The organism is Cronobacter sp. JZ38, from assembly GCF_008932145.1.
Lineage (GTDB): Bacteria > Pseudomonadota > Gammaproteobacteria > Enterobacterales > Enterobacteriaceae > Cronobacter > Cronobacter muytjensii.
The window spans coordinates 2509757-2528154 of the sequence record NZ_CP017662.1; the positions used below are offsets into that span (position 1 = coordinate 2509757).

Genomic DNA, 18398 nt, shown 5'->3' on the forward strand with positions numbered 1-18398 from the left:
AGAAAAAAGCGCCGCCGTAAAGGCGGCGTCGTGTGCGTTACTCGTTATGCTGCCACTCGCGGGCCTCTTTGACATCATCCGGCGTCACCGGCGCGGCGTTGTTGCCGAAGCTGCCGCGAATATAGTTGGTGACATCCGCCGCGTCCTGGTCGCTGAGCGCCCAGCCGTAGCCGGGCATACTGTACGGCAGATGGCCCTGAGTGACGGCGGTTTTGCCGCCCTCAAGCACTACGCGCAGCAGCGTCAGGGTGTTGTCAGCATTGACGGTCAGGTTGCCGTTCAGCGCCGGCACGGCGTAATCCGCGCCCTCGCCGTTGCTGCCGTGACAGGTGGCGCAGTAGCGGGCGTAAAGCTGATGCCCGTTCTCCATTTCGGCTTTCGCCGTCTTCGGCACAGCATTTTTCACCGGCGCGCTGCCCGGCAGGCTTAACAGATAACCGGCTATCGCGCGATTATCGTCATCGCTCAGGTATTGCGTGCTGTTGGTGACGACTTCATCCATCGGCCCGCTGAGCGCCGCGTGTTTGCTGCGCCCGTCGCGCAGGAGCGCCGCGAGTTCGTCCTGCGACATTGCCAGGCCGCGCAGCGACGGCGCGTACCAGCCGTTGAGGGCTTCGCCCGCGAGGAACTGCTCGTCGCGCTCGTCGAAGGCTTTTTCCTGCATCCCCACACCGCGCGGCGTATGGCATGCGCCGCAGTGGCCCGGCCCCTGCACCAGGTACGCGCCGCGGTTCCAGGCAGCGCTTTTGTCCGCTCGCGGCGTAAAGGGTTTATCCTCGACGAACAGGCGGTTCCAGATGCCAAGCGGCCAGCGCATTGAGAGCGGCCAGGGAATATCGCTCTCGCGATTCGCGGTCGCCTGCGGCTTCACCTCGTTCATCAGGTAATCGTAAAGCGCGCGCAGATCGTCATCGCTCATTTTGGCGTAGGACGGGTATGGCATCGCCGGGTAGAGATGATGGCCGTCTTTGGCCACCCCTTCGCGCATGGCGCGGGCGAAGTCGTCATAGCTGTAGCCACCGATGCCATGCGTCTTATCAGGCGTGATATTGGTAGAGTAAATATCGCCAAGCGGCGTGCCGAATTTCAGCCCGCCCGCCAGCGGCGCGCCGTCGGGGGACGTGTGACAGGCCATGCAGTCGCCCGCGCGCGCCACATATTCGCCGCGCGTCATCTCCTGCGCGCCCGCGTGCGCCGCCAACAGCCCCAGCGCCAGAAGCGTTAATCGTTTCATGCGCTCTCCTTCGCCATCTCGTGCAGCTCTTTCACCGCGCGGTAGCCCTGGTCGATAGCCGAGTTGGCATACGGGCTCCAGTCGGCGTCAGAGTTGGCGATGGTGATGCGCCCTACCGGCTGACGCGCTTTTTCGATGATTTTCTGCGATCCCTCTTCGTCATCGAACAGGCCGCTGAAGAAATAGGAGTAGCCGTGTGACCAGCGGTTGACCGTGATCGCCGCGATATCGCGCTCGTGGTCAAACCCGGCCTCGCCGAACATCCCCTGCAACTGCTCGCGGATCATCTTCTCATGCACCTCGAACGGCGTGCCAAGCAGAAACGCGCGTCCCTTACGGAACTGTTCGCGGGCGCTCAGCTCGCTGCCCGGGAACGTCGGCACATAGACCATATGCAGCCCGATGGGCGCATTGGGATCACGCGGATGCGGGTAACCGCCCATATTCACCGGGTAGTCAAGCTTGACGCGGCTGTACGGCGCGGCGGGGGAATAAATTTCATGCACGCCGAGTTTCACAAACGGCTGCCAGTTGCGAATCACCACTTTGCTGTAGACCAGCGGCGCTTTCACGTTTTGCTTCAGCGCCTCCTGCTGGTCGTGCGGGATTTCCGGCACCAGATACGGGATCATCATGTTGTAGCCCGCCATGACGGTCTGCCCCGCTTTCACCTTATGCAGCTTGCCGTCGCGCAGGTAGGTGACTTCCACACCGCCTGCCACGTTCGCGGCATGCACGCCGGTGCTGTTCAGGCGCAGACGCACCGGATGTTCCGGTTTATCGAGCTGGCTGTAGTCGAAAGTCGCCATCACGATATCGTCCATGCTGTCACCCGGCGCTACCGCCGGAATGAGATGACGCACCATCAGGCGCGCCAGCCCGGCGTTGCCGTCCGGGAAGTGATAGATATACGGCTCTTCGAGGTCTGCCAGCGATTCGGCGTCCAGCGGCGGTAAATCCATGCCGTCCAGGCCCGGCAGCGCGCAGATGCGGGCGTCGCTCGCCGATGTGCCATCGATGCCGATCGCCTGGAAATCATTGGTGCGCTGCTGGAAATAACGGATGGCGCTGTCGCTCAGGCCGACTTTTTCGCTCAGGAACTGGCGGTAGCTGTGTGAGTCGAGCCAGGCGACTTTATCTTCAACGCGCATCCCGGCGAGATAATCTTTTTTCTCAGTATGCAGGGCGATCAGCGCATCGCGGTCCGCCTGCGGCAGCGGGAAATCGTTGATAAACGCGCGAATGTCGCGGGCGTTCATGCGATCGGGAGGAATATCGTCCGCCACGGCGCGGCCCGGATCGCCGCTTACGATTTTATCGACGCCGAAATTGGTTTTGTCGAAGTAGACGCCGCGGCTTAAGTTGAGATCCGGGTAGAACGTCTGGTCGAAGCTTTTCGCCATCCGCTCGATGCTGACATTAAGCGTCTTCAGCAGACCCATCGCGATTTCGCTGAAGTTATTCGCGGGCGACTGGAAAGATTCGCTGCCGCCGTAGCCGAGCACGGTTTTCCCGTCGATGTGAAATTCGTTACGTTTGGCATGACCGCCAAAGTCGTCATGGTTGTCGAGCAACAAAATACGCTGCTGTTTGCCGCGCAGTTCCTGCCAGAAACAGGCGGCGGCGAGCCCGCTGATGCCCGCGCCGACAATCACCAGATCGTACTGCTCTTCCACCGGCACGCTTGCCGGGTCGAACCGCTTGCCTTCACGACCCAGCGCATGCGCCTGCTCGAACGAGCCCGGATGGTTGCCTCGCAGCCCCGTCAGGGTTGGCGGGTAATAAAGCGACTGCGCTGCGGTTTGCGGCGAGGCGCGCAAGATGTGCCACGGCGTCATTCCGGCGGCCACGGTGATGGCGACGCCATTAAGAAAATCACGTCGGGTGATTGCCATAGAGCTTCCTTAAAGGACAAAAATTATTGTTTTCAGTTTGTTATGTAATGGTACAGAATTTTTACCTGCCGGGCACCCCGGCAGGCGTGGGATAGCGGAAGGTTTAAGCGGAAAGTTTGCCGGTCTGGGCGACTTCATCCAGCCGCTGCTGCATCTCTTTCAGATTGTTCAGCAGATTATTGTCCGCTTCGGTGGCCGTATCGCCTTTGCCGGTAATGACAAAGTGGTAATTTTCCTCCCGGCAGGTGGCCGTATATTCATAGGCCCCGCCCGGCTGCTGTTTTTTGTCGATAGACAGTGACATACATCCTCCTTTCAGTCGTCAACACTTAAAAGGTAGAGTATTTCTCGCACCGCGTCAGGGGATCGCCGACAGCTCCGCCAGCCGGAAGTGATCCGGCCTGAACACGCGCGTGCGGCACGGCGCCTGAAAGAGCCAGGTGTCGTCCGGCGCAAGGTTAAACGTGATCGCGGTCGTGTAGCTCACCACCATGCCGTTACGCAACAGGTTAAACGCCACGTAAACCTGACGCAGAGAGTGATGAGTCAGGTTTTTTACTATCCCCTCAAGCTGCAGTTTACCGGCTTCGGTACGGACAAAATGCACATCAGAGAGCGACACGGGCGCGATATCCGCCCGCGCGGCCTGGATAAACAGCGCGCACGCGAGCGCGAACAGGGTGAATAGTCGTTTCATGGGTTCTCAGCGTTATGCGGGGGTAATGCCTGTTCAGAATGTTAACTGATTCATAACGCCAATTTAACCAGCAAAGCCGCTAAAGGGTAAAGGGATGTGAATGTGAAGCGGTCGGGGACTCGATATTCACACCGGGCGTTTTACAAAACGCTTACGCGCTTCGCGGTAGCCCTGGGTTTCGTAAAACTGGTGCGCGCGAACACGACGTTCGCTGCTGGAAAGCTCAATCTGCGTACAGCCCTGCGCACGCGCCTCGGCGTGCGCCGCCGCAAGCAGCTTCGCGCCGATGCCCTCGCCGCGTGAGGCGTCATCGACAATCAGCGCGGAGATAAGGCCCCATTTGCCCGGCTCGTGCAGCGGCTGGATGAGGTGCAGCACAATCGCGCCGCTGATCCGTTTTGCCGTTTCCGCAACCAGCACCCGCGTGCCTGACGCCTCGCGCGGCCCAAGCCATGCGGCTACCTGCGTTTCGCCGATGCTATAGCCGAGCTGTTCAAAGAGCAGACAAAGCTGCGTCTCGTCGTTCAGGCGAGCGTCGCGGATAATCATACCTCGCCTCCCTTTTCCAGCGATTTACACAGATATTTCGGCGATTCGCTGTAGCCCTGGCGGTAATAAAAGCGGTGCGCGTCGCTGCGGCGGCTGTGGCAGTGAACTTCAATACGATCGCAGCCGCGCGAGCGGGCGAGCGCCTCGGCTTCACTTTCCAGCAGCCTGCCGATCCCTTTGCTGCGGGCGCTGCCATCGACGCAGAAATAGCTGATGCGGCAGAAAGCGCCTTCCAGCGCCAGTTGCGGGATAAAGTGTAGCGACAGCACGCCCAACAGCACACCGTCTTCTTCTGCGACCAGCAGCGCTTCGTCAGGGTGCGCCAGCAGTTCGGAGATGCGTCGCTCGATAAAGCGTGAAGTCTCAGGGTAATCCAGTTCGGTTAATAAGGCGCTGATGGCAAGGGCATCAGCGGGCGTCGCGGCTCGGGTGGTTATCATCGTTATCATTCTTTAGGCGAGTAAGGGGCAGGTGTATGCCACGGTTAAGCGCCGGGCACAGGGAGAGCGTAAGCCGCGTTAAGCGTGCGTGTCACCTGCGGTTTCTGGGGGGCAGGCAGGATTTAGCCGCGTGCTGCGCGAGAAAGAGATCAATGAAACGGGGGATGCCATTTAATGCATGCTTTTGCCGCAGGTGCAAAACCTGCTGCATTCGCTTTAAAACCCTTACAGTAAAAAACCGCCCGAAGGCGGTTTTTTTGTTTTAGCTGGCGTTCTCACAACCAGGCTGGCTGCGGTCAATAACTTCAGTGCCTTCGATGATGAAGCCAAACTTACCAAACAGGAAAGAGTGGTTAAACTGAGTAACGACAACATCTGAGAGTGCTACAGCGCAACGATTCTTCTCGATTGCACGATCCATCGCGGTTTTCACGTTCGGGACGCCCAGCGGGAAAATAACCACTGGCGCAGAATCTTCACCCGTAATTCGCGCACCTTTGACGAACTTATTGGAGTTCAGGTTGTAATTTTTTGTGCTCGCTACCGTCATGTCAGCGACGCGTGCGCTACAGCCGGATAATAACATCGCGCCCAGAGCGAGTAATAAAACCTTTTTCATTCAATGCTTCCTTTTGATAACAATCGGAAACATCCTAACATTTCATGAATTTTTTATTACCTACCATTTTTCGTAAAATTACCGCTTACGTGTTCGCTGCAACGAAACGGCTGGTTTGCTCGCCTGCGACAAACCAGCCACGGTTTTGCTTAGTGTTTTATCATGATAGGCGGGCCTTTTCTGCGAAAGTGGGTTGATGTAGAAGAAAACTAGCTTGCAAGCAATGCATTAGCGCAAGACGAATCGACACCTTCCGAGGTTTTGAGTTGTTTTGCGCTAATTTTTTGCCCCATCCATGCCCCACTACCCGTCGATCGATGACCCGTCCGATGCTAGACTCTTCCCCTTCAAATCTAACGGACTTAGATATGCTCAAGCTCTTTACGAAGTACGCCTCTGTGGGCGTGCTCAATACGCTAATCCATTGGGTGGTGTTCGCTGCCTGCTTTTATGCGCTAGGAGCCAGCCAGGCGCTGGCGAACTTCAGCGGATTTGTGGTCGCGGTAAGCTTCAGCTTCTTCGCTAACGCAAGATTTACCTTCAACAGTTCTACGACCACGGCGCGCTACATGCTTTACGTGGGGTTCATGGGGTCGCTTAGCGCGGCTGTCGGATGGGCCGCTGATAAATGCTCTCTCCCGCCAGTTGTGACACTGGTCGTGTTCTCAGCTATCAGCCTGGTGTGCGGGTTTATCTATTCGAAATACATCGTCTTCAGGGAAGCAAAATGAAGATTTCACTCGTGGTTCCGGTCTTCAATGAGGAAGACACAATACCCATTTTCTATAAAACCGTCAGGGAGTATGAACCACTCAAATCGTTTGAGGTGGAGATCGTATTTATCAATGACGGCAGTAAAGACTCTACAGAGTCAATTATTAATGCGCTAGCCGTGTCAGATCCGCTTGTCGTCCCTTTATCCTTCACTCGCAATTTCGGAAAGGAGCCCGCGCTATTTGCAGGTCTTGACCATGCGACCGGAGACGCGGTGATTCCAATCGACGTCGATTTGCAGGACCCGATTGAAGTTATCCCTCAGTTAATCGAGCGCTGGAAGGCCGGCGCAGACATGGTGCTTGCTAAGCGTACAGACCGTTCTACGGATGGTCGCCTGAAGCGCAAGAGCGCTGAAATGTTTTACAAGTTGCACAACAAAATCAGTAACCCTCAGATTGAGGAAAACGTCGGTGATTTTCGCCTGATGTCGAGAGAAGTTGTAGAAAACATCAAGCTAATGCCTGAGCGGAACTTGTTCATGAAAGGAGTGCTTTCCTGGGTAGGCGGACGCACTGATGTGGTTGAATACGCACGAGCTGAACGCGTTGCTGGCAGCACAAAGTTCAATGGCTGGAAGCTGTGGAATTTGGCTCTTGAGGGTATTACAAGCTTCTCTACTTTTCCGCTGCGGATGTGGACCTACATTGGCCTTTTCGTTGCAGGAATGGCTTTCCTTTATGGCGCATGGATGATCGTTGACACCTTGGCCTTTGGTAACCCGGTTCGAGGCTACCCTTCGTTGCTTGTATCTATTCTTTTTCTTGGAGGCGTGCAGCTTATTGGCATAGGTGTCCTCGGGGAATATATAGGCCGGATATATGTTGAAGTTAAGCAGCGCCCGAAATATTTATTGAAGGATAAGAAATGTTCTCGACCAAATTAACGTTTGCTCCACATGTAAAAGAGATATCTTTGATAGTCGCACTCCTGTACGTGTATCCGTTCGCAACGGCAGACATATACTATGCAGACGATATAGTCAGAACACTTAGCGGTGGATTTGGCTGGACTGAGCTTGGGCGGCCGCTTTCAAATTTGATATTTTACATTATTGGATTTTCATCTGGTAGGATTGTCGATATAAGCCCATTACCTCAGATAGCATCTGTCATACTGCTAACTATGTCTGCTTGGTATTATTCATCATCGGTATACGGAAAGGTATCGCTGGCAGGCGTTGTGTTTAGTTCACCGTTACTACTCAATCCGTTTTTCCTGCAAAACCTTGCTTATAAATACGATAGCATCACCATGGCTGCTGGCGTTTTCCTTACGACTATGGCGTTTGTTATCCATAATTATAACATCAGATCGCATGTTTTATCCGGGGCACTTCTCGTTGCTTCCTTATGCCTGTATCAACCGGTAGTGAATGTTTTCATAGGGATGATTGCAGTCTCAGTGCTGAAAGATGTGGCTGCCAATGGCAATGCATTTAAGAATCTTGCAATCAGGTCGGCAATTTTCTGTTCTTCATATGCTGTTTATACATTTTGTATCGCCCCAATATTCAGCACAACGTCAAGATCTGAGTTAGCGGTTGGTCAAGGCTCGATTAAGCATATAGAGGGAAATGTTAGCTCGCTCATAGAAAATATCTCTGCGCTTTTCAATCACGGGGCTCTTTACTCATACATTCCATTGTTTGCTGCTGCTATATTTGGATTGGCAGCTTTGGCTCACAGGTCGGGCTGGCGTAATATTTTCCTCATAACTTTATCTACAATTGTTGCTTTGGTATCAGTTTGCGGGCCACTATTCTTACTTAAAAACTTCGGCTTTGTTCCAAGAGTTTTGGTAGGATTTTCCGGATTTGCGCTATATATTTTTTATTGCGTTTCCGTTCTTCAACAACAAGGAAAGGCGTTTAAATTAATATCCATAACGCTTGGCGTTTATAACATACTGCTTTGCTTTAGCATCTGCTATTCATTCGTGAATGCTCAGAAATCTCAAATTGAGTATGAGTCACACACCCTTTATGCTATAGCAAACAAAATCATTAAAGACCGAAGTGTTGGCACATCAGTAATTCTTGGTACTTTTAACTCATCTTCTTTCAACAGAACACAGCAAAAGACATTCCCTGTGATATCTAAATTAGTCCTAAATTCATATGATTGGACTAACTATATGCGCCTTAAAAACATAGGAATAGAACGAATTTCATTCCGCTATAATAGATCTGAAATGCAAGACTGGCTTGCCGAGTCTTGCCAAGCCAGCCGCAAAGAAATCGTTGACGAGGGTAATTACACATTACTTAAAACTGAGTCTCGCTCATTCTTTTTTGTGGGCAATATGAAAGATTATAGGTGCAAATGAGAAGAAGGGGCTTACGCCCCTTTCTTTTCAAGAAAGTATTGAATCCGCAGAGCTAAATCTAAATTGACCGGATGCTTCAACAGAAGCTCCCGCACCAATTCCGGAGACCTGATAAAGATCCAATATCGCAACGCCACCTTCCTGCACCTCTCTCAACGATATCCCCGTCGAGTTACTAATCCCAGAGGTGGTTATTCTTGTCCCTGTAATTGTGCCAGTCAGCCCGGTGTAAAATGATTCCGTAAGACATGCCACGTTAGCTGCTGCTGAGTTTGACGCCCCCTTCATCCTCACCGTTACTTGTTTATATAGTTCAGGTGCGTTTAACTGACCAACATTCTCAGGCGTCCATCGCACTCGTCTTTTAACGGTGGTTGTTATGTTTCGTATTCTTGTTACATTGGCCCTACTCATACTTTGAGGTGCCGCGCTATCTCCCATATCCACAATATTATGGAGATTGATTCCAGTTATATTGTCGAGAGTAATTCCGGTTATAGTTCCAGTTCCCCCCGTCATCAGTCGCACTGCGCATGTCTGGAGGTCTACATTGGCTTCATTAAGATCTGCAACCGCTCCGGATGCCTGCTTGAAGTTGGAAACCTCAATATCAATGAACTGCTCTCCAGATGACGCCAGGAATGAAACCATGGCACCTGTTAATCCGGCACCTGCCTGGCCCCTGATATCACTGATAACGATGTCGTTACCACCACCTACGAAAGCGAAGCAACCACCTCGTTTTTGATCGCCCCTTGGGTTGTTATATCTCTGCAACTGAGGACCGATAATTCGAGTTCCCGCCATGCCGGTAAGTGTCATTTCTTTTGCAGTAGTAACGAACATCCCACCGTAGAATTGAAAGAGGTTAACCCCCTGGATATCTCCGCCATTAACAAACATGCAGGCGCTGTTGTTGAAAACCAACGCTTCGCATGAGTTGGTGCATGTGCCCTTCAGCCCGTCCAATACTTTGCAATAGCTTATGTTGCAGGAATTAAAACAGATTAATTGAGGATGAGACGACGCATTGTTACTGCCGTCTGGTCGCATATACAGGCATGTGCCTGAACCAACTGACGAACCGAAACCTGTAGAGGCAGTAATATCACCAGTTACAGACACTGAGTTGAAATCAAAACCCCAGCCGCCGTGGATGGCAAATGCGACGGATGTTCCGTATGTCTTTATCTGCGTGTCGCTAATAATTAGGGTTTTACCCCAGATGCTATATTCAGCAAGGTATGGCTGGCGAATCTCAACGAACGTTGCAGTACCACTAAGATTTACTGTGCCACCCTTGATGATGATAGGGCGAAAATACGTCTGGTTGCCATCAAGTGGGGAATTGGCAGCCTTGAAGTCCGCAGCTGCAAGCTGAGTAAATACGCGTGAAAAAACGCTACCGGAAGACGCCACGATTGTGGCCTCAGTTAAATCAAGTACAACCCCACGCCGGGGAATGGTGATGCCAGTAAGATTCCAGGTGCCGCGTGGGATTTTAACGTGGACGGGAGTGGTCATTGGTGCGTAAGCGTTGATGGCTGCCTGCACCGCAGAAATGTCAGAAGCTGAGCTTGCCGACCCGTTGCCAATTCCGCCACAGTCTTTGACGTTGATAACCATATCAGCATTAACATCATGCTGAGTTCTTGCAACCGCACCGGTAAATGGCTGTTTGACCGTTACAAGACTATCACCCATCCCATCCGCATCGCTTGCCAAGTCCTGCCGTAATTTATCAGGGTCATATTTTAGAACGTTCGCGATATAGTCAACCTGGGCGCCGTATGCATCGACTACCTTCATGCTGTGGCCCTGAACGGTCACAACTTTGACGATTTGCCCGTTATATACGATTTTTCCGCCTGCGTTGATAATTAACGGCTGCTGAATCTGCACATGGCTGCCATCCTCGTTTTCGATATAAACGGGAATTTGGTTTGTAGGAATTGTTGGGTCAGTGTCAGGCAACCCAATATAAACGCGACCATTAGCTACTGCTTTGAACGTGCGCGAGTCAGTAAATACGGGGCGCGGGTTGGTTACAACTACATTTGCTGTGATATCGGCCATTAGTAAGCTCCGGGCGTGGCAACGCCGCACAAGCTAAGTTTGCGCAGCTTTGCGATGGCGTTAGTTATAATGAGGTAAAAGGCGAGGTATCAATGGACAGAGATTTTTTGAATCTGGCTTTACTGATATTTGCCTATTGCGTAGGTAAATATTTACTGAGCTAAGGCGTCAGATTTAGCACCCTGAGACAATGCTTTTATTGCGGCTGCAACATCGGCTGCCGCCTTTTCAAAGGCTGAACTTCCACGCGGCGTATTTGCCAGGCGAAGCATGGCATTGCGCACAGCCTTGCTTTCGTACATTCGTGCTATCAGCCCATAACTCACGCCAGCAGCGGCTGCTGTAGGGTTGGCGGCAGCACCAAACCCCATAATCAGCGGGACCGCTTGCTGCCCTGTCGGCGTGCTTACTCCTGCTCGGGCTGCCTGTTTTGTGGACTCCAGATAGTTCTTCAGCCCTCGGACATAGGCCGCTTCCTCGCCTTTGAAAGCAATACCTGCCTGGTTAGACATGATGTTCAATTGGCGGAGGAACTGGTCTGGTGATCCGCCTGATTTCTCCATCGCCTTCCCAATGATGCCGTTGCGCATTTGCACGCGCCCAGCCTGGCCCACAGAGTTATAGAGGCTCTGAATCTCAGACTTGTTCTTGCTGAACAGCATATTGTTCACGACCTCAGGAGTCAGGTCACCTTTCATCAGCACACTCTTCAGTCGCGTGTTCTGAAGCTTTGCAGCTTCATCAGCGTATACCGCGTTAGCCTGCCGATAACGGCGAAGAACGTCGTTACCAAGGCTCTGGCCTATGGCGCTATCGATATCTCCTGTCATGGCTCGATAAACGCGCTGGACTGCCGCATCTGAGCGCGTAGGCATTAACGGACGCTCTCCCTTCACATCCATCCTGAACTGACTGCGCAGGTTACTTAACTGCTCAAGGTCAACATTGCCCGTTGCCAGCTCATCACGATATGCCTGAAGCTTGCTGATGGTGTCAGTGTCGGCAACTCCACCTAGCTTTTGCAGCCTTGCAACCTCATCATCAATCTGCTGAATAGCCCGTGATGGCTGGATGCTGACTCCAGACATGGCGCTTTGTACCTGCTCAAGACGGCGTCCGGCAGCCTGCTTAATGCCTGACGTTTTGGCTTTGAGGCTGTTTACCACTTCCGCTGGATTGTACTCGCCAAACTTATTGGCAAAGTTTTGCACCAGTTGGCTGCGTGATTCCTGCTGCGCGGCGCGCATTCCTGAGGTGCCAACAAAGGGGATATTCTCGGCTGTCGTCTGTGCAGCGCGCCCTACTCTGGATGTCGGAGGAATGACGTCAGTTGTGGTCAATGGCACGTTGTTCTGCTCTGCAAAACGAATTGCCTGTGCAGCTTCCGGTGCCATTGAGCCAGTCAGCGCGCGATACCCCGCGCCTGCTGCCCTGACGACGCCGTTTGCGGCTGCACCAAGCCCAACACCAAGCCCTAAGTCTGTTGCCAGCGCGGCAGCATCGTTCTTGTCGCTGTTAGCGGCCAGTGAGCCAATGGCATTCTCTGCCAGCAGGCGCGAACCACCTTCAGCAATGCGGCCGGCAAGAGTGGGAGCCGCTGTCGCTGCGCGCTCAATCCCTACAGGCGTGAGATAAGGCAGCGCCTCAGCAAAAATACGCCCCTCGGATGTTTGAGGTGTTAACGTTCCCGGCTGAAGTCCGAAGTCCTGTTCAAGACCCTGAGTGGTTACGCGCGGCGCTGGCTGATACGTTCCGTCGCCTATGCCAAGCTTATTACCAGCCCATGTTGCAGCACTCGTTACCGCATCAGTGAGTTCCGCGGGTATGTTCGCTACGTTGATTCCAGCCTGCAATAAGCCACGCCCGGTTTCTGCAAGACCATTGCCGAGGTCTGACATTATTCCACCTGATTGCTGAGCCTGTGCAGGTTGCGGCGCGGCTGCGCTTGCCGGTTGAGCTGACTGCTGACTTGCGGCCTGCTGCTCTATCTGCGCAAATGGGTTATTCGGATCTGACTGCACGTTTGATGCTGCTGATTGTGCCGATGCCTGGGTTTCCAGTTGTGCAAACGGGTTATTCGGGTCTTCCTGAGGATGAACCTTTGCAGACGTGGCGCGCTGTTCAACGGTTGAGTCTGTTACCGGGTCGCCAGCCCATTGAGCAAAACGGTCGTCAACGTAGCCGCGACCTTCCGGGCCCGGCGTATATTCGCCTCGCTTTGCCTTCATGACGTTGCCGGGCCCGTCGTGATAAGCCTGAAGCGCATCACGCCAGTTACCAAATTGCTGATACATTTTTGCCAGATAGCGAGCTCCGGCATCCGCCTGATATTCGGGGTCCTGCATTTGCTCATCGGTATAACCCATATCACGCCACGTTCCTGGCATAACCTGAGTCAATCCTACAGCCCCGGCGGAGCTTATGGCGGCAGGTTTGTAGGATGATTCCTTGGCACCCAAAGCTGTCATCAGACCTTCTGGCACACCGTGACGTGCGCCAGCCTGCTCTAACAAATCACGGTAATTAGCCATTTACTGCCCCAAAGGTGGAAGGTATCCGTAGCGGTTAATGAAGTCGGTGGACAGCTCGGGATGCTGCTTCAGATAATCGATAGAAGCCTGCGGAGCTTCCATACGCTTGATGCCATTTTGCTGAACGTACTTACCAACCGCCTCGTTACGCTTCTGATTCAACGTGTTCAGGATGACGCCAGCGTTGCGGCGGAATGATTCTTCACTCTGTGAGTTTTGAAGTGAGCCGACAGCCTGGTCGAGCTTCTTGCCTTCTGCGTCAGACAGGGCACCCATGCCTCGCATGGCCTGAACAGCCGTAAGATACGCCTGAGATTTAAAGGTATCCAGGCGAGCCTGAGTATCGGCAGCTTGTGAGCCTGGAACGTTGGGGATGGCTCCTCGTAGACCGGTAATGCTCTTAAGCGCAGGAGAGCTAACGATGTCATTCAGCGTAAACATGCTGGTAGTCAGCGTGTTAATGCCATCCTTATAACCATCGTTCAGTGCCTGCTGCTTTTGCTGCAACTGCTGATTGTTAGCGGCAATTCGACTCTGAATCTCCTGTCGTTTCAGGTCGTTTGTTTCGGCTGATAGCATGCGGTCGAGGCGCTTATTCTCGTTGTTGATACGATTGGTTTCGGCGTCGAGATTGATTCGCTGCTGCCCAAGGTCGGCCTGAATATCCTGCCCGCGCATGGTGATCGCCTGGTTGCGCGCTGCTGTCTGAGCGTCGATGTCCTGTCCGCGCATCGTCACCTGCCGGCCCTGCATTTTGTCCTGCAGGTCAAAATACTTTTCCGGCCCGAGGCTTGTTAGACCAAGATGATCGACAAACTCGCCGAACTGCTGCGGGTTCTGCTGATACATCTGCGCGACATCCTGTGGATTTACACCAACACGAGCTAACTCACCGGCGTTAGACTGAAGCCAGTTAGCCATCGCATCAGGCGATGAAGACGCAAGGCGGGCGCCTGCGGCAAGATTCCCTACGGTGTTTCGCTGGTCTTCATCAATGAAACCCATGCCATTCCGTACTGCGTCAAACTGTTCCGGATATTGCACGGCCAGTTTGCGCATAGCATTGCGATCACCTGTTGCGTATGCGGTTGAGTATGCCTGCTGGAACTCCTGCTGGCGCTGCTGCTGTTGCGCCTGCTGTTGAACCTGCATTACGCTGCCGATTCCCTGCAATGCCTGAAGGCCAACATTATTGGCGCCTGACCGCTGAATTTCGTTATTGTCACGAATAAGAGCCAGTGCTGCGTTAGAGTCGCTGACTGACGGCGCGTTGGAGTTAATGCCGCCAAGTCCTGCAAGGAGGCTTCCGCCATTACCCATATCCCATGTAGCCATGAATCCCCCTTAAAACAGCGAGCCAAGAACGCCGATACCAGCCCCGATTGCGGTGCCGATACCCGGGCCGCCAAAAGCTGAACCGATAGCCGCGCCAGCCTGAGCACCGCCAATCCCACCGGTTAGCGCGGACTGGAAACCAGATGGCCTGTTAGCATTGGCTGCTGCGAGATTAGCCTGCTGCTGGTATAGCGATCCCATGTTGTTTGCATATGTCTGTCCTGCATTGGCCTGCCCTTGTAGAGCGCCAAGACCGATATTCGCGAGGTTGCTGTAATTCTGCATTTGCCCGCTAAGCCATGATTGACCCAGCGTCGGGGCAATTGTCGCCAGTTGATTAGACGTAGCTGTCGAGCCGAGCCCACCAGTTGCCTCCGCGGCAGCCAGAGACTGATATCGAGCCTGTCCTGCCAGGTCTTTGTACTGTTGCGAGTTGTAATACTGATTGAGCGCCTGCCCTTGCCCCTGAAGCGAGGACAGGTTCTGGAGTTGCCCAACATATTGCTGAGCCAGCGGCGTAAAAGGCGCGAGGTTATTCATAACCGTCTGCCATTGTTGCCTTTGAAGGTCGGTCTGGCGGTCGATTGCTTTTGCCTGCGCTTTTGCAGCTCCGCCGTCACCACCCTTCCCGCCTTTCAGGTACAGGCGATTCTCGAGATGCTTACTCGCTAATTGAAAAATGAGCATGTTGTTACCTATTTCTGACGGGAGAGGAATTCCTGGAGTTCTTCGCGGGTCGCGGAGTAAAAAGTTACGTCATCAACCCCTTTGAAATACTTCTTGATAGTGCCAACGCGATTTAGCCCAATCATGGCGCAGTAAATCTGGCCGTGGCGGAATTTACGAGCAGCGAACGATACGACACACTGAACATTGGTTTCCAGAAGCAGATATTTCCAGAATGAGAGACCAATATCCTTGCTGAAACCGCGAGCTTCCGGCAGGTACATCGCGTGGCAGTCAAAAGTCAGGGGATGGATTTCGCTGTAATAAACGATGCCGCCAAAATTTCCGTGCACGCTGACTTCGAAGTATCGACATTCAGGCCGGTAATCGTAACCATCGCCATTGTTACTGCCGTCGATGATGGCCGGGTGGTTTCCTACCGCCTCTATGAGGTCGATGTTTCGTGTTGGGGTAAAGGTGATCATCAGTTAATCAGCCCGTGCGTTCTAAGCGCATCTTCAATCGCCTTAATCCTTTGTCTTGCCTGCACAAGTCCAGTCGCCAGAGCACTTATCTCAGACTGTGTGTAGGTTGTGCTCGCTGAATATGTCTGGCTGGCATTGAAAGCGCTTAGCAGCGCAGTTCCCGTCGCGGCAGTCCATCCGGTTTGTCTGGCCCCAATCACCTTTGTGCCGTTAACAGAATAAGACGTAGTGACATTCAAGGGTGATGTCAGGCTCTGCGTTGTCGTGGCTGACTTTGAAACATAATCGCCCTGCAATGCGGTGATATTCCCTTCCGCAGTTGTAGCGCGCGTCTTCAGTCCTGATATGTCACTTTCAGTTGCCGTAACTCTTGATGAGAGCGAGCTTATTGAATTTGTGTTTGCGGTGATTCGAGTCTCGTGGTCATCGACCTCACTGCGCAATCCTGAAATTCTGCTTTCATGGTCATCCAGAGTTGCGTCCTGCTCGCCGTTTTTAACTGTGGCCTGATACGCCAGCTCATTTGCGCCATTTGACGCATTGGCTATGTTGTTCAGGTCCCGGTCTTGCAGTATGAGGTACTGCCAGTAAGCCTGAGAAAGGCCCTTAGGAAGCATTGATGCGTCAAGTCGAGTAGCCTGGACTATTACTTTTTGCGGTGCATCTGCCATTATTCTAACCTCACCTGGCACCCACTAAGCGTAACGGGTGATGATGTGACAATGCGGATTTTGAAACCGATATTCTTGCGGATTCGCCCAATGCGCTGAAGGATGGCGCGTTGGTCATAGCGGAAGGGAGCATTCCAGGGAATTAGCTGCTCTTTGCCGAAGTTGATGCCATCAGTGGTGGCGGAGATGAACATCTGTTCAGCGAATTGCGACACTCCTGTAGCTGATTCCAGTTCGAAATCGAAAGCGCGCGCGTTGTCCGCTTTAAACAGAGGCGTGTATAGCAGGTGCTCCTGTTGCGCTCCATACTGGCTGCTTATCGCTTTGACGAGAACCCCGACTACTGATGAGAATTTGTCGGCGCAGGTTATCTGGTTGCCCTCATACACGTAGTCAATAGCAGAATGAACTCCATCACCGAGCCCGGTTTTAAGTATCGTCCACTGTACGCCGCCCTGAGTGACGCCACCGTCGTAAACCAGCACATGCCGTGGAAGGTGAATTATCAGCAGTTCGTGCGCTTCAAATCGCGTGGTTTCCATTATGCCAGTGGCGAGCTCAGCCTCTGAATAGCCCTGAAGAATGCGCTCAATGGATGCCGTTGCAATCTGTTGTACTGCGCCTGAGTTAATCAGGTAGACAGAAGGCGCTCCGGTAGCCGGATGACTGATAATTGCGTGAGTGTCAGCGTATTTGGTCTTGCAGTAGGTGCCGGCGATGCCTTTCTGAACCATCATCGACGGCTGAGCCTGGTAAATTGCCACCCCAACTGCGCTGGCGTTGCCGGTAAGAGAGAAATACTCGGTGGTCTTGGTGCCAAAGCACACGACGAAATCGCGCCAGTCATCGATGCCAATTATACCATCAGGCTGACTCTCAGCCCGGTATTCTGCCGCGTATCGGTCCGGTTTTGACTCGTCTTCAAGGTCGCTAATGAAGAAAGAGTCGCTGCCGTCCTTGCTCCATATATATCGAGAACGGTTACGGCACAGGGCGCGAAGTTCTCCAAGATCATATTGCACATAGCCTGTGGATGTTGGCCAGTTGGAAAGGGTCTTGGTTGTTCCATCATACCGGTAAAGCATCATGGTTCCATTGGTTCCTACCGCCTGGCTGTTGTAACTTGCAGCCATGCTTACACGACCTTGCCCTAACACCTCTCCAACTGATGAGCCGGATTTATAAAGCGCATTACCACATACTCTATATACAGCACTCTCATGCGAGTTATACATTGCGCCGCGCGATGGCCCGGCAACATCTTTTAGTTTGACGATTCCAGGGAATGAGCGCAGATAACCGTTAGCACCAAGCACCTCCTTCGGCGTAGCCAGCATGTTCACCGGTAGGAGGTCGACATAATCGACGTTGCGGTAGTCTTTACCCGTTCCCTTCATCAGTGGGAGTTGTTGGATCGGCAATTTTCTCTCTCCCGGGATAGTAGTTGATGTTGTTCAGATTGGCCCAGCGATTGCCAGAACCTACCGGCATACGTGATGGATAAATGCCGTAACCGTCTTTTGCGCGCTTGATGGCGGACGAGCGATAGAGTTGCTCTTTGCCATACCTTGCGCCTGTGATGAGCTTCGTCGTTGGCTCTACTAAATAGTCCGGGGCAATACGGCAGGCCAGATTAAGGATTACGGCATTTAGCGCGTTTCGCGCCAGCCCGTGGGCGTCGCCTGGGTCTACAGGTTCATCATCGGCTGCAAAGATGTAGCCAACGTCGATAACCTTCCCTGATTCATTGCCTGACCACTCCGCCATCATCATCTCAAGGTCATTAACCGCGTCCTCCAGTGATTGCGGCTCAACGTCTGTGAGTGTGGCACTTGAGGCGACGCCCAACTTGCGTAATGCGGCGAGAGCCAAATCACCTTTAGTCGTCAGATTCATCGCTGCCCGCCTTAGGTTTGCGGCCGCGTTGATTGGTGATGCTGGTCTTCACATCGTCAGGATGCTCGCTCCAGCCTTCTTTGAGGTGCTTGCTGACTTCTTCGTCGGCGACGATTTTGGTCTCGTACTCTTTGCCCCAAACGCGGGTGCCGCGACCTTCTCGATATAGCATTGTGCTCATGTCGTATCTCCATTAAGAAAG

At 53.1% G+C, this 18398-nt stretch carries 19 protein-coding genes; 3 read left to right on the plus strand and 16 right to left on the minus strand.

Annotated features, from left to right (window positions below; translation table 11 throughout):
- Positions 1-37: 37 nt before the first annotated feature.
- From BJP61_RS11885 to BJP61_RS11915, 7 genes are all read right to left on the minus strand, one after another.
- Complete coding sequence (locus BJP61_RS11885) at positions 38-1234, minus strand: cytochrome c (protein WP_171998408.1); 1197 nt, start codon at positions 1232-1234, stop codon at positions 38-40.
- Positions 1231-3129 (minus strand): FAD/NAD(P)-binding protein, encoded by a 1899-nt coding sequence (locus tag BJP61_RS11890; RefSeq protein WP_038863079.1) that lies wholly within the window; start codon positions 3127-3129, stop codon positions 1231-1233. The genes BJP61_RS11885 and BJP61_RS11890 overlap by 4 nt, the downstream gene beginning before the upstream one ends.
- A gap of 103 nt (positions 3130-3232) precedes the next feature.
- A complete protein-coding gene (locus BJP61_RS11895) occupies positions 3233-3433 on the minus strand; it encodes a hypothetical protein (protein ID WP_038863081.1) in 201 nt (66 codons plus the stop codon).
- Between the two features lie 54 nt (positions 3434-3487).
- Entirely contained in the window at positions 3488-3826 is a 339-nt protein-coding gene (locus BJP61_RS11900; protein WP_038863082.1) for an FxLYD domain-containing protein, read from the minus strand.
- A gap of 126 nt (positions 3827-3952) precedes the next feature.
- Positions 3953-4375 (minus strand): GNAT family N-acetyltransferase, encoded by a 423-nt coding sequence (locus BJP61_RS11905; protein WP_171998409.1) that lies wholly within the window; start codon positions 4373-4375, stop codon positions 3953-3955.
- Positions 4372-4815: a GNAT family N-acetyltransferase gene (locus BJP61_RS11910; RefSeq protein WP_171998410.1), complete on the minus strand. Its 444-nt coding sequence runs from the start codon at positions 4813-4815 to the stop codon at positions 4372-4374. Before BJP61_RS11910 ends, BJP61_RS11905 begins: the two co-directional genes overlap by 4 nt.
- A gap of 262 nt (positions 4816-5077) precedes the next feature.
- A complete protein-coding gene (locus tag BJP61_RS11915; protein WP_038863086.1) occupies positions 5078-5434 on the minus strand; it encodes a hypothetical protein in 357 nt (118 codons plus the stop codon).
- Positions 5435-5802: 368 nt separating this feature from the next.
- Between BJP61_RS11915 and BJP61_RS11920 the strand changes: the two genes are divergently transcribed.
- Genes BJP61_RS11920 through BJP61_RS11930 form a run of 3 tightly spaced genes read left to right on the plus strand, consistent with a single transcriptional unit; the run spans position 5803 to position 8536 of the window.
- Positions 5803-6165, plus strand: coding sequence for a GtrA family protein (locus BJP61_RS11920; RefSeq protein ID WP_171998411.1), 363 nt, complete (start codon positions 5803-5805; stop codon positions 6163-6165).
- A complete protein-coding gene (locus BJP61_RS11925; protein ID WP_171998412.1) occupies positions 6162-7094 on the plus strand; it encodes a glycosyltransferase family 2 protein in 933 nt (310 codons plus the stop codon). Before BJP61_RS11920 ends, BJP61_RS11925 begins: the two co-directional genes overlap by 4 nt.
- Complete coding sequence (locus tag BJP61_RS11930) at positions 7076-8536, plus strand: glucosyltransferase domain-containing protein (RefSeq protein WP_171998413.1); 1461 nt, start codon at positions 7076-7078, stop codon at positions 8534-8536. The genes BJP61_RS11925 and BJP61_RS11930 overlap by 19 nt, the downstream gene beginning before the upstream one ends.
- A gap of 27 nt (positions 8537-8563) precedes the next feature.
- On the opposite strand, the gene BJP61_RS21730 is transcribed toward BJP61_RS11930, so the two are convergent.
- The 9 genes from BJP61_RS21730 to BJP61_RS11975 all read right to left on the minus strand — a co-directional run bounded on the left by BJP61_RS21730 (position 8564) and on the right by BJP61_RS11975 (position 18377).
- Positions 8564-10612, minus strand: a complete 2049-nt coding sequence (locus BJP61_RS21730) for a phage head-binding domain-containing protein (protein ID WP_255485154.1) — start codon at positions 10610-10612, stop codon at positions 8564-8566.
- Between the two features lie 152 nt (positions 10613-10764).
- Entirely contained in the window at positions 10765-13143 is a 2379-nt protein-coding gene (locus tag BJP61_RS11940) for a lytic transglycosylase domain-containing protein (RefSeq protein WP_171998414.1), read from the minus strand.
- Complete coding sequence (locus BJP61_RS11945) at positions 13144-14478, minus strand: phage DNA ejection protein (protein ID WP_171998415.1); 1335 nt, start codon at positions 14476-14478, stop codon at positions 13144-13146.
- A gap of 9 nt (positions 14479-14487) precedes the next feature.
- Positions 14488-15165 (minus strand): DNA transfer protein, encoded by a 678-nt coding sequence (locus BJP61_RS11950; RefSeq protein WP_171998416.1) that lies wholly within the window; start codon positions 15163-15165, stop codon positions 14488-14490.
- An 8-nt stretch (positions 15166-15173) separates the two neighbouring features.
- Positions 15174-15629, minus strand: a complete 456-nt coding sequence (locus BJP61_RS11955; RefSeq protein ID WP_171998417.1) for a DUF2824 family protein — start codon at positions 15627-15629, stop codon at positions 15174-15176.
- Positions 15629-16300 (minus strand): phage tail protein, encoded by a 672-nt coding sequence (locus BJP61_RS11960; RefSeq protein ID WP_171998418.1) that lies wholly within the window; start codon positions 16298-16300, stop codon positions 15629-15631. Before BJP61_RS11960 ends, BJP61_RS11955 begins: the two co-directional genes overlap by 1 nt.
- On the minus strand, positions 16300-17721 hold the full coding sequence (locus BJP61_RS11965; protein WP_171998419.1) for a packaged DNA stabilization protein: 1422 nt from the start codon (positions 17719-17721) through the stop codon (positions 16300-16302). Before BJP61_RS11965 ends, BJP61_RS11960 begins: the two co-directional genes overlap by 1 nt.
- Positions 17681-18196, minus strand: coding sequence for a packaged DNA stabilization gp4 family protein (locus tag BJP61_RS11970; protein ID WP_171998420.1), 516 nt, complete (start codon positions 18194-18196; stop codon positions 17681-17683). The genes BJP61_RS11965 and BJP61_RS11970 overlap by 41 nt, the downstream gene beginning before the upstream one ends.
- On the minus strand, positions 18180-18377 hold the full coding sequence (locus BJP61_RS11975) for a hypothetical protein (protein ID WP_171998421.1): 198 nt from the start codon (positions 18375-18377) through the stop codon (positions 18180-18182). Before BJP61_RS11975 ends, BJP61_RS11970 begins: the two co-directional genes overlap by 17 nt.
- Positions 18378-18398 lie beyond the last annotated feature (21 nt).

Excerpts from the sequence above, each read along its gene's own strand:
- BJP61_RS11885 (WP_171998408.1), bottom strand. The coding sequence starts at position 1,234 with ATGAAACGATTAACGCTTCTGGCGCTGGGGCTGTTGGCGGCGCACGCG.
- BJP61_RS11890 (WP_038863079.1), bottom strand. The coding sequence starts at position 3,129 with ATGGCAATCACCCGACGTGATTTTCTTAATGGCGTCGCCATCACCGTG.
- BJP61_RS11895 (WP_038863081.1), bottom strand. The coding sequence starts at position 3,433 with ATGTCACTGTCTATCGACAAAAAACAGCAGCCGGGCGGGGCCTATGAA.
- BJP61_RS11900 (WP_038863082.1), bottom strand. The coding sequence starts at position 3,826 with ATGAAACGACTATTCACCCTGTTCGCGCTCGCGTGCGCGCTGTTTATC.
- BJP61_RS11905 (WP_171998409.1), bottom strand. The coding sequence starts at position 4,375 with ATGATTATCCGCGACGCTCGCCTGAACGACGAGACGCAGCTTTGTCTG.
- BJP61_RS11910 (WP_171998410.1), bottom strand. The coding sequence starts at position 4,815 with ATGATAACCACCCGAGCCGCGACGCCCGCTGATGCCCTTGCCATCAGC.
- BJP61_RS11915 (WP_038863086.1), bottom strand. The coding sequence starts at position 5,434 with ATGAAAAAGGTTTTATTACTCGCTCTGGGCGCGATGTTATTATCCGGC.
- BJP61_RS11920 (WP_171998411.1), top strand. The coding sequence starts at position 5,803 with ATGCTCAAGCTCTTTACGAAGTACGCCTCTGTGGGCGTGCTCAATACG.
- BJP61_RS11925 (WP_171998412.1), top strand. The coding sequence starts at position 6,162 with ATGAAGATTTCACTCGTGGTTCCGGTCTTCAATGAGGAAGACACAATA.
- BJP61_RS11930 (WP_171998413.1), top strand. The coding sequence starts at position 7,076 with ATGTTCTCGACCAAATTAACGTTTGCTCCACATGTAAAAGAGATATCT.
- BJP61_RS21730 (WP_255485154.1), bottom strand. The coding sequence starts at position 10,612 with ATGGCCGATATCACAGCAAATGTAGTTGTAACCAACCCGCGCCCCGTA.
- BJP61_RS11940 (WP_171998414.1), bottom strand. The coding sequence starts at position 13,143 with ATGGCTAATTACCGTGATTTGTTAGAGCAGGCTGGCGCACGTCACGGT.
- BJP61_RS11945 (WP_171998415.1), bottom strand. The coding sequence starts at position 14,478 with ATGGCTACATGGGATATGGGTAATGGCGGAAGCCTCCTTGCAGGACTT.
- BJP61_RS11950 (WP_171998416.1), bottom strand. The coding sequence starts at position 15,165 with ATGCTCATTTTTCAATTAGCGAGTAAGCATCTCGAGAATCGCCTGTAC.
- BJP61_RS11955 (WP_171998417.1), bottom strand. The coding sequence starts at position 15,629 with ATGATCACCTTTACCCCAACACGAAACATCGACCTCATAGAGGCGGTA.
- BJP61_RS11960 (WP_171998418.1), bottom strand. The coding sequence starts at position 16,300 with ATGGCAGATGCACCGCAAAAAGTAATAGTCCAGGCTACTCGACTTGAC.
- BJP61_RS11970 (WP_171998420.1), bottom strand. The coding sequence starts at position 18,196 with ATGAATCTGACGACTAAAGGTGATTTGGCTCTCGCCGCATTACGCAAG.
- BJP61_RS11975 (WP_171998421.1), bottom strand. The coding sequence starts at position 18,377 with ATGAGCACAATGCTATATCGAGAAGGTCGCGGCACCCGCGTTTGGGGC.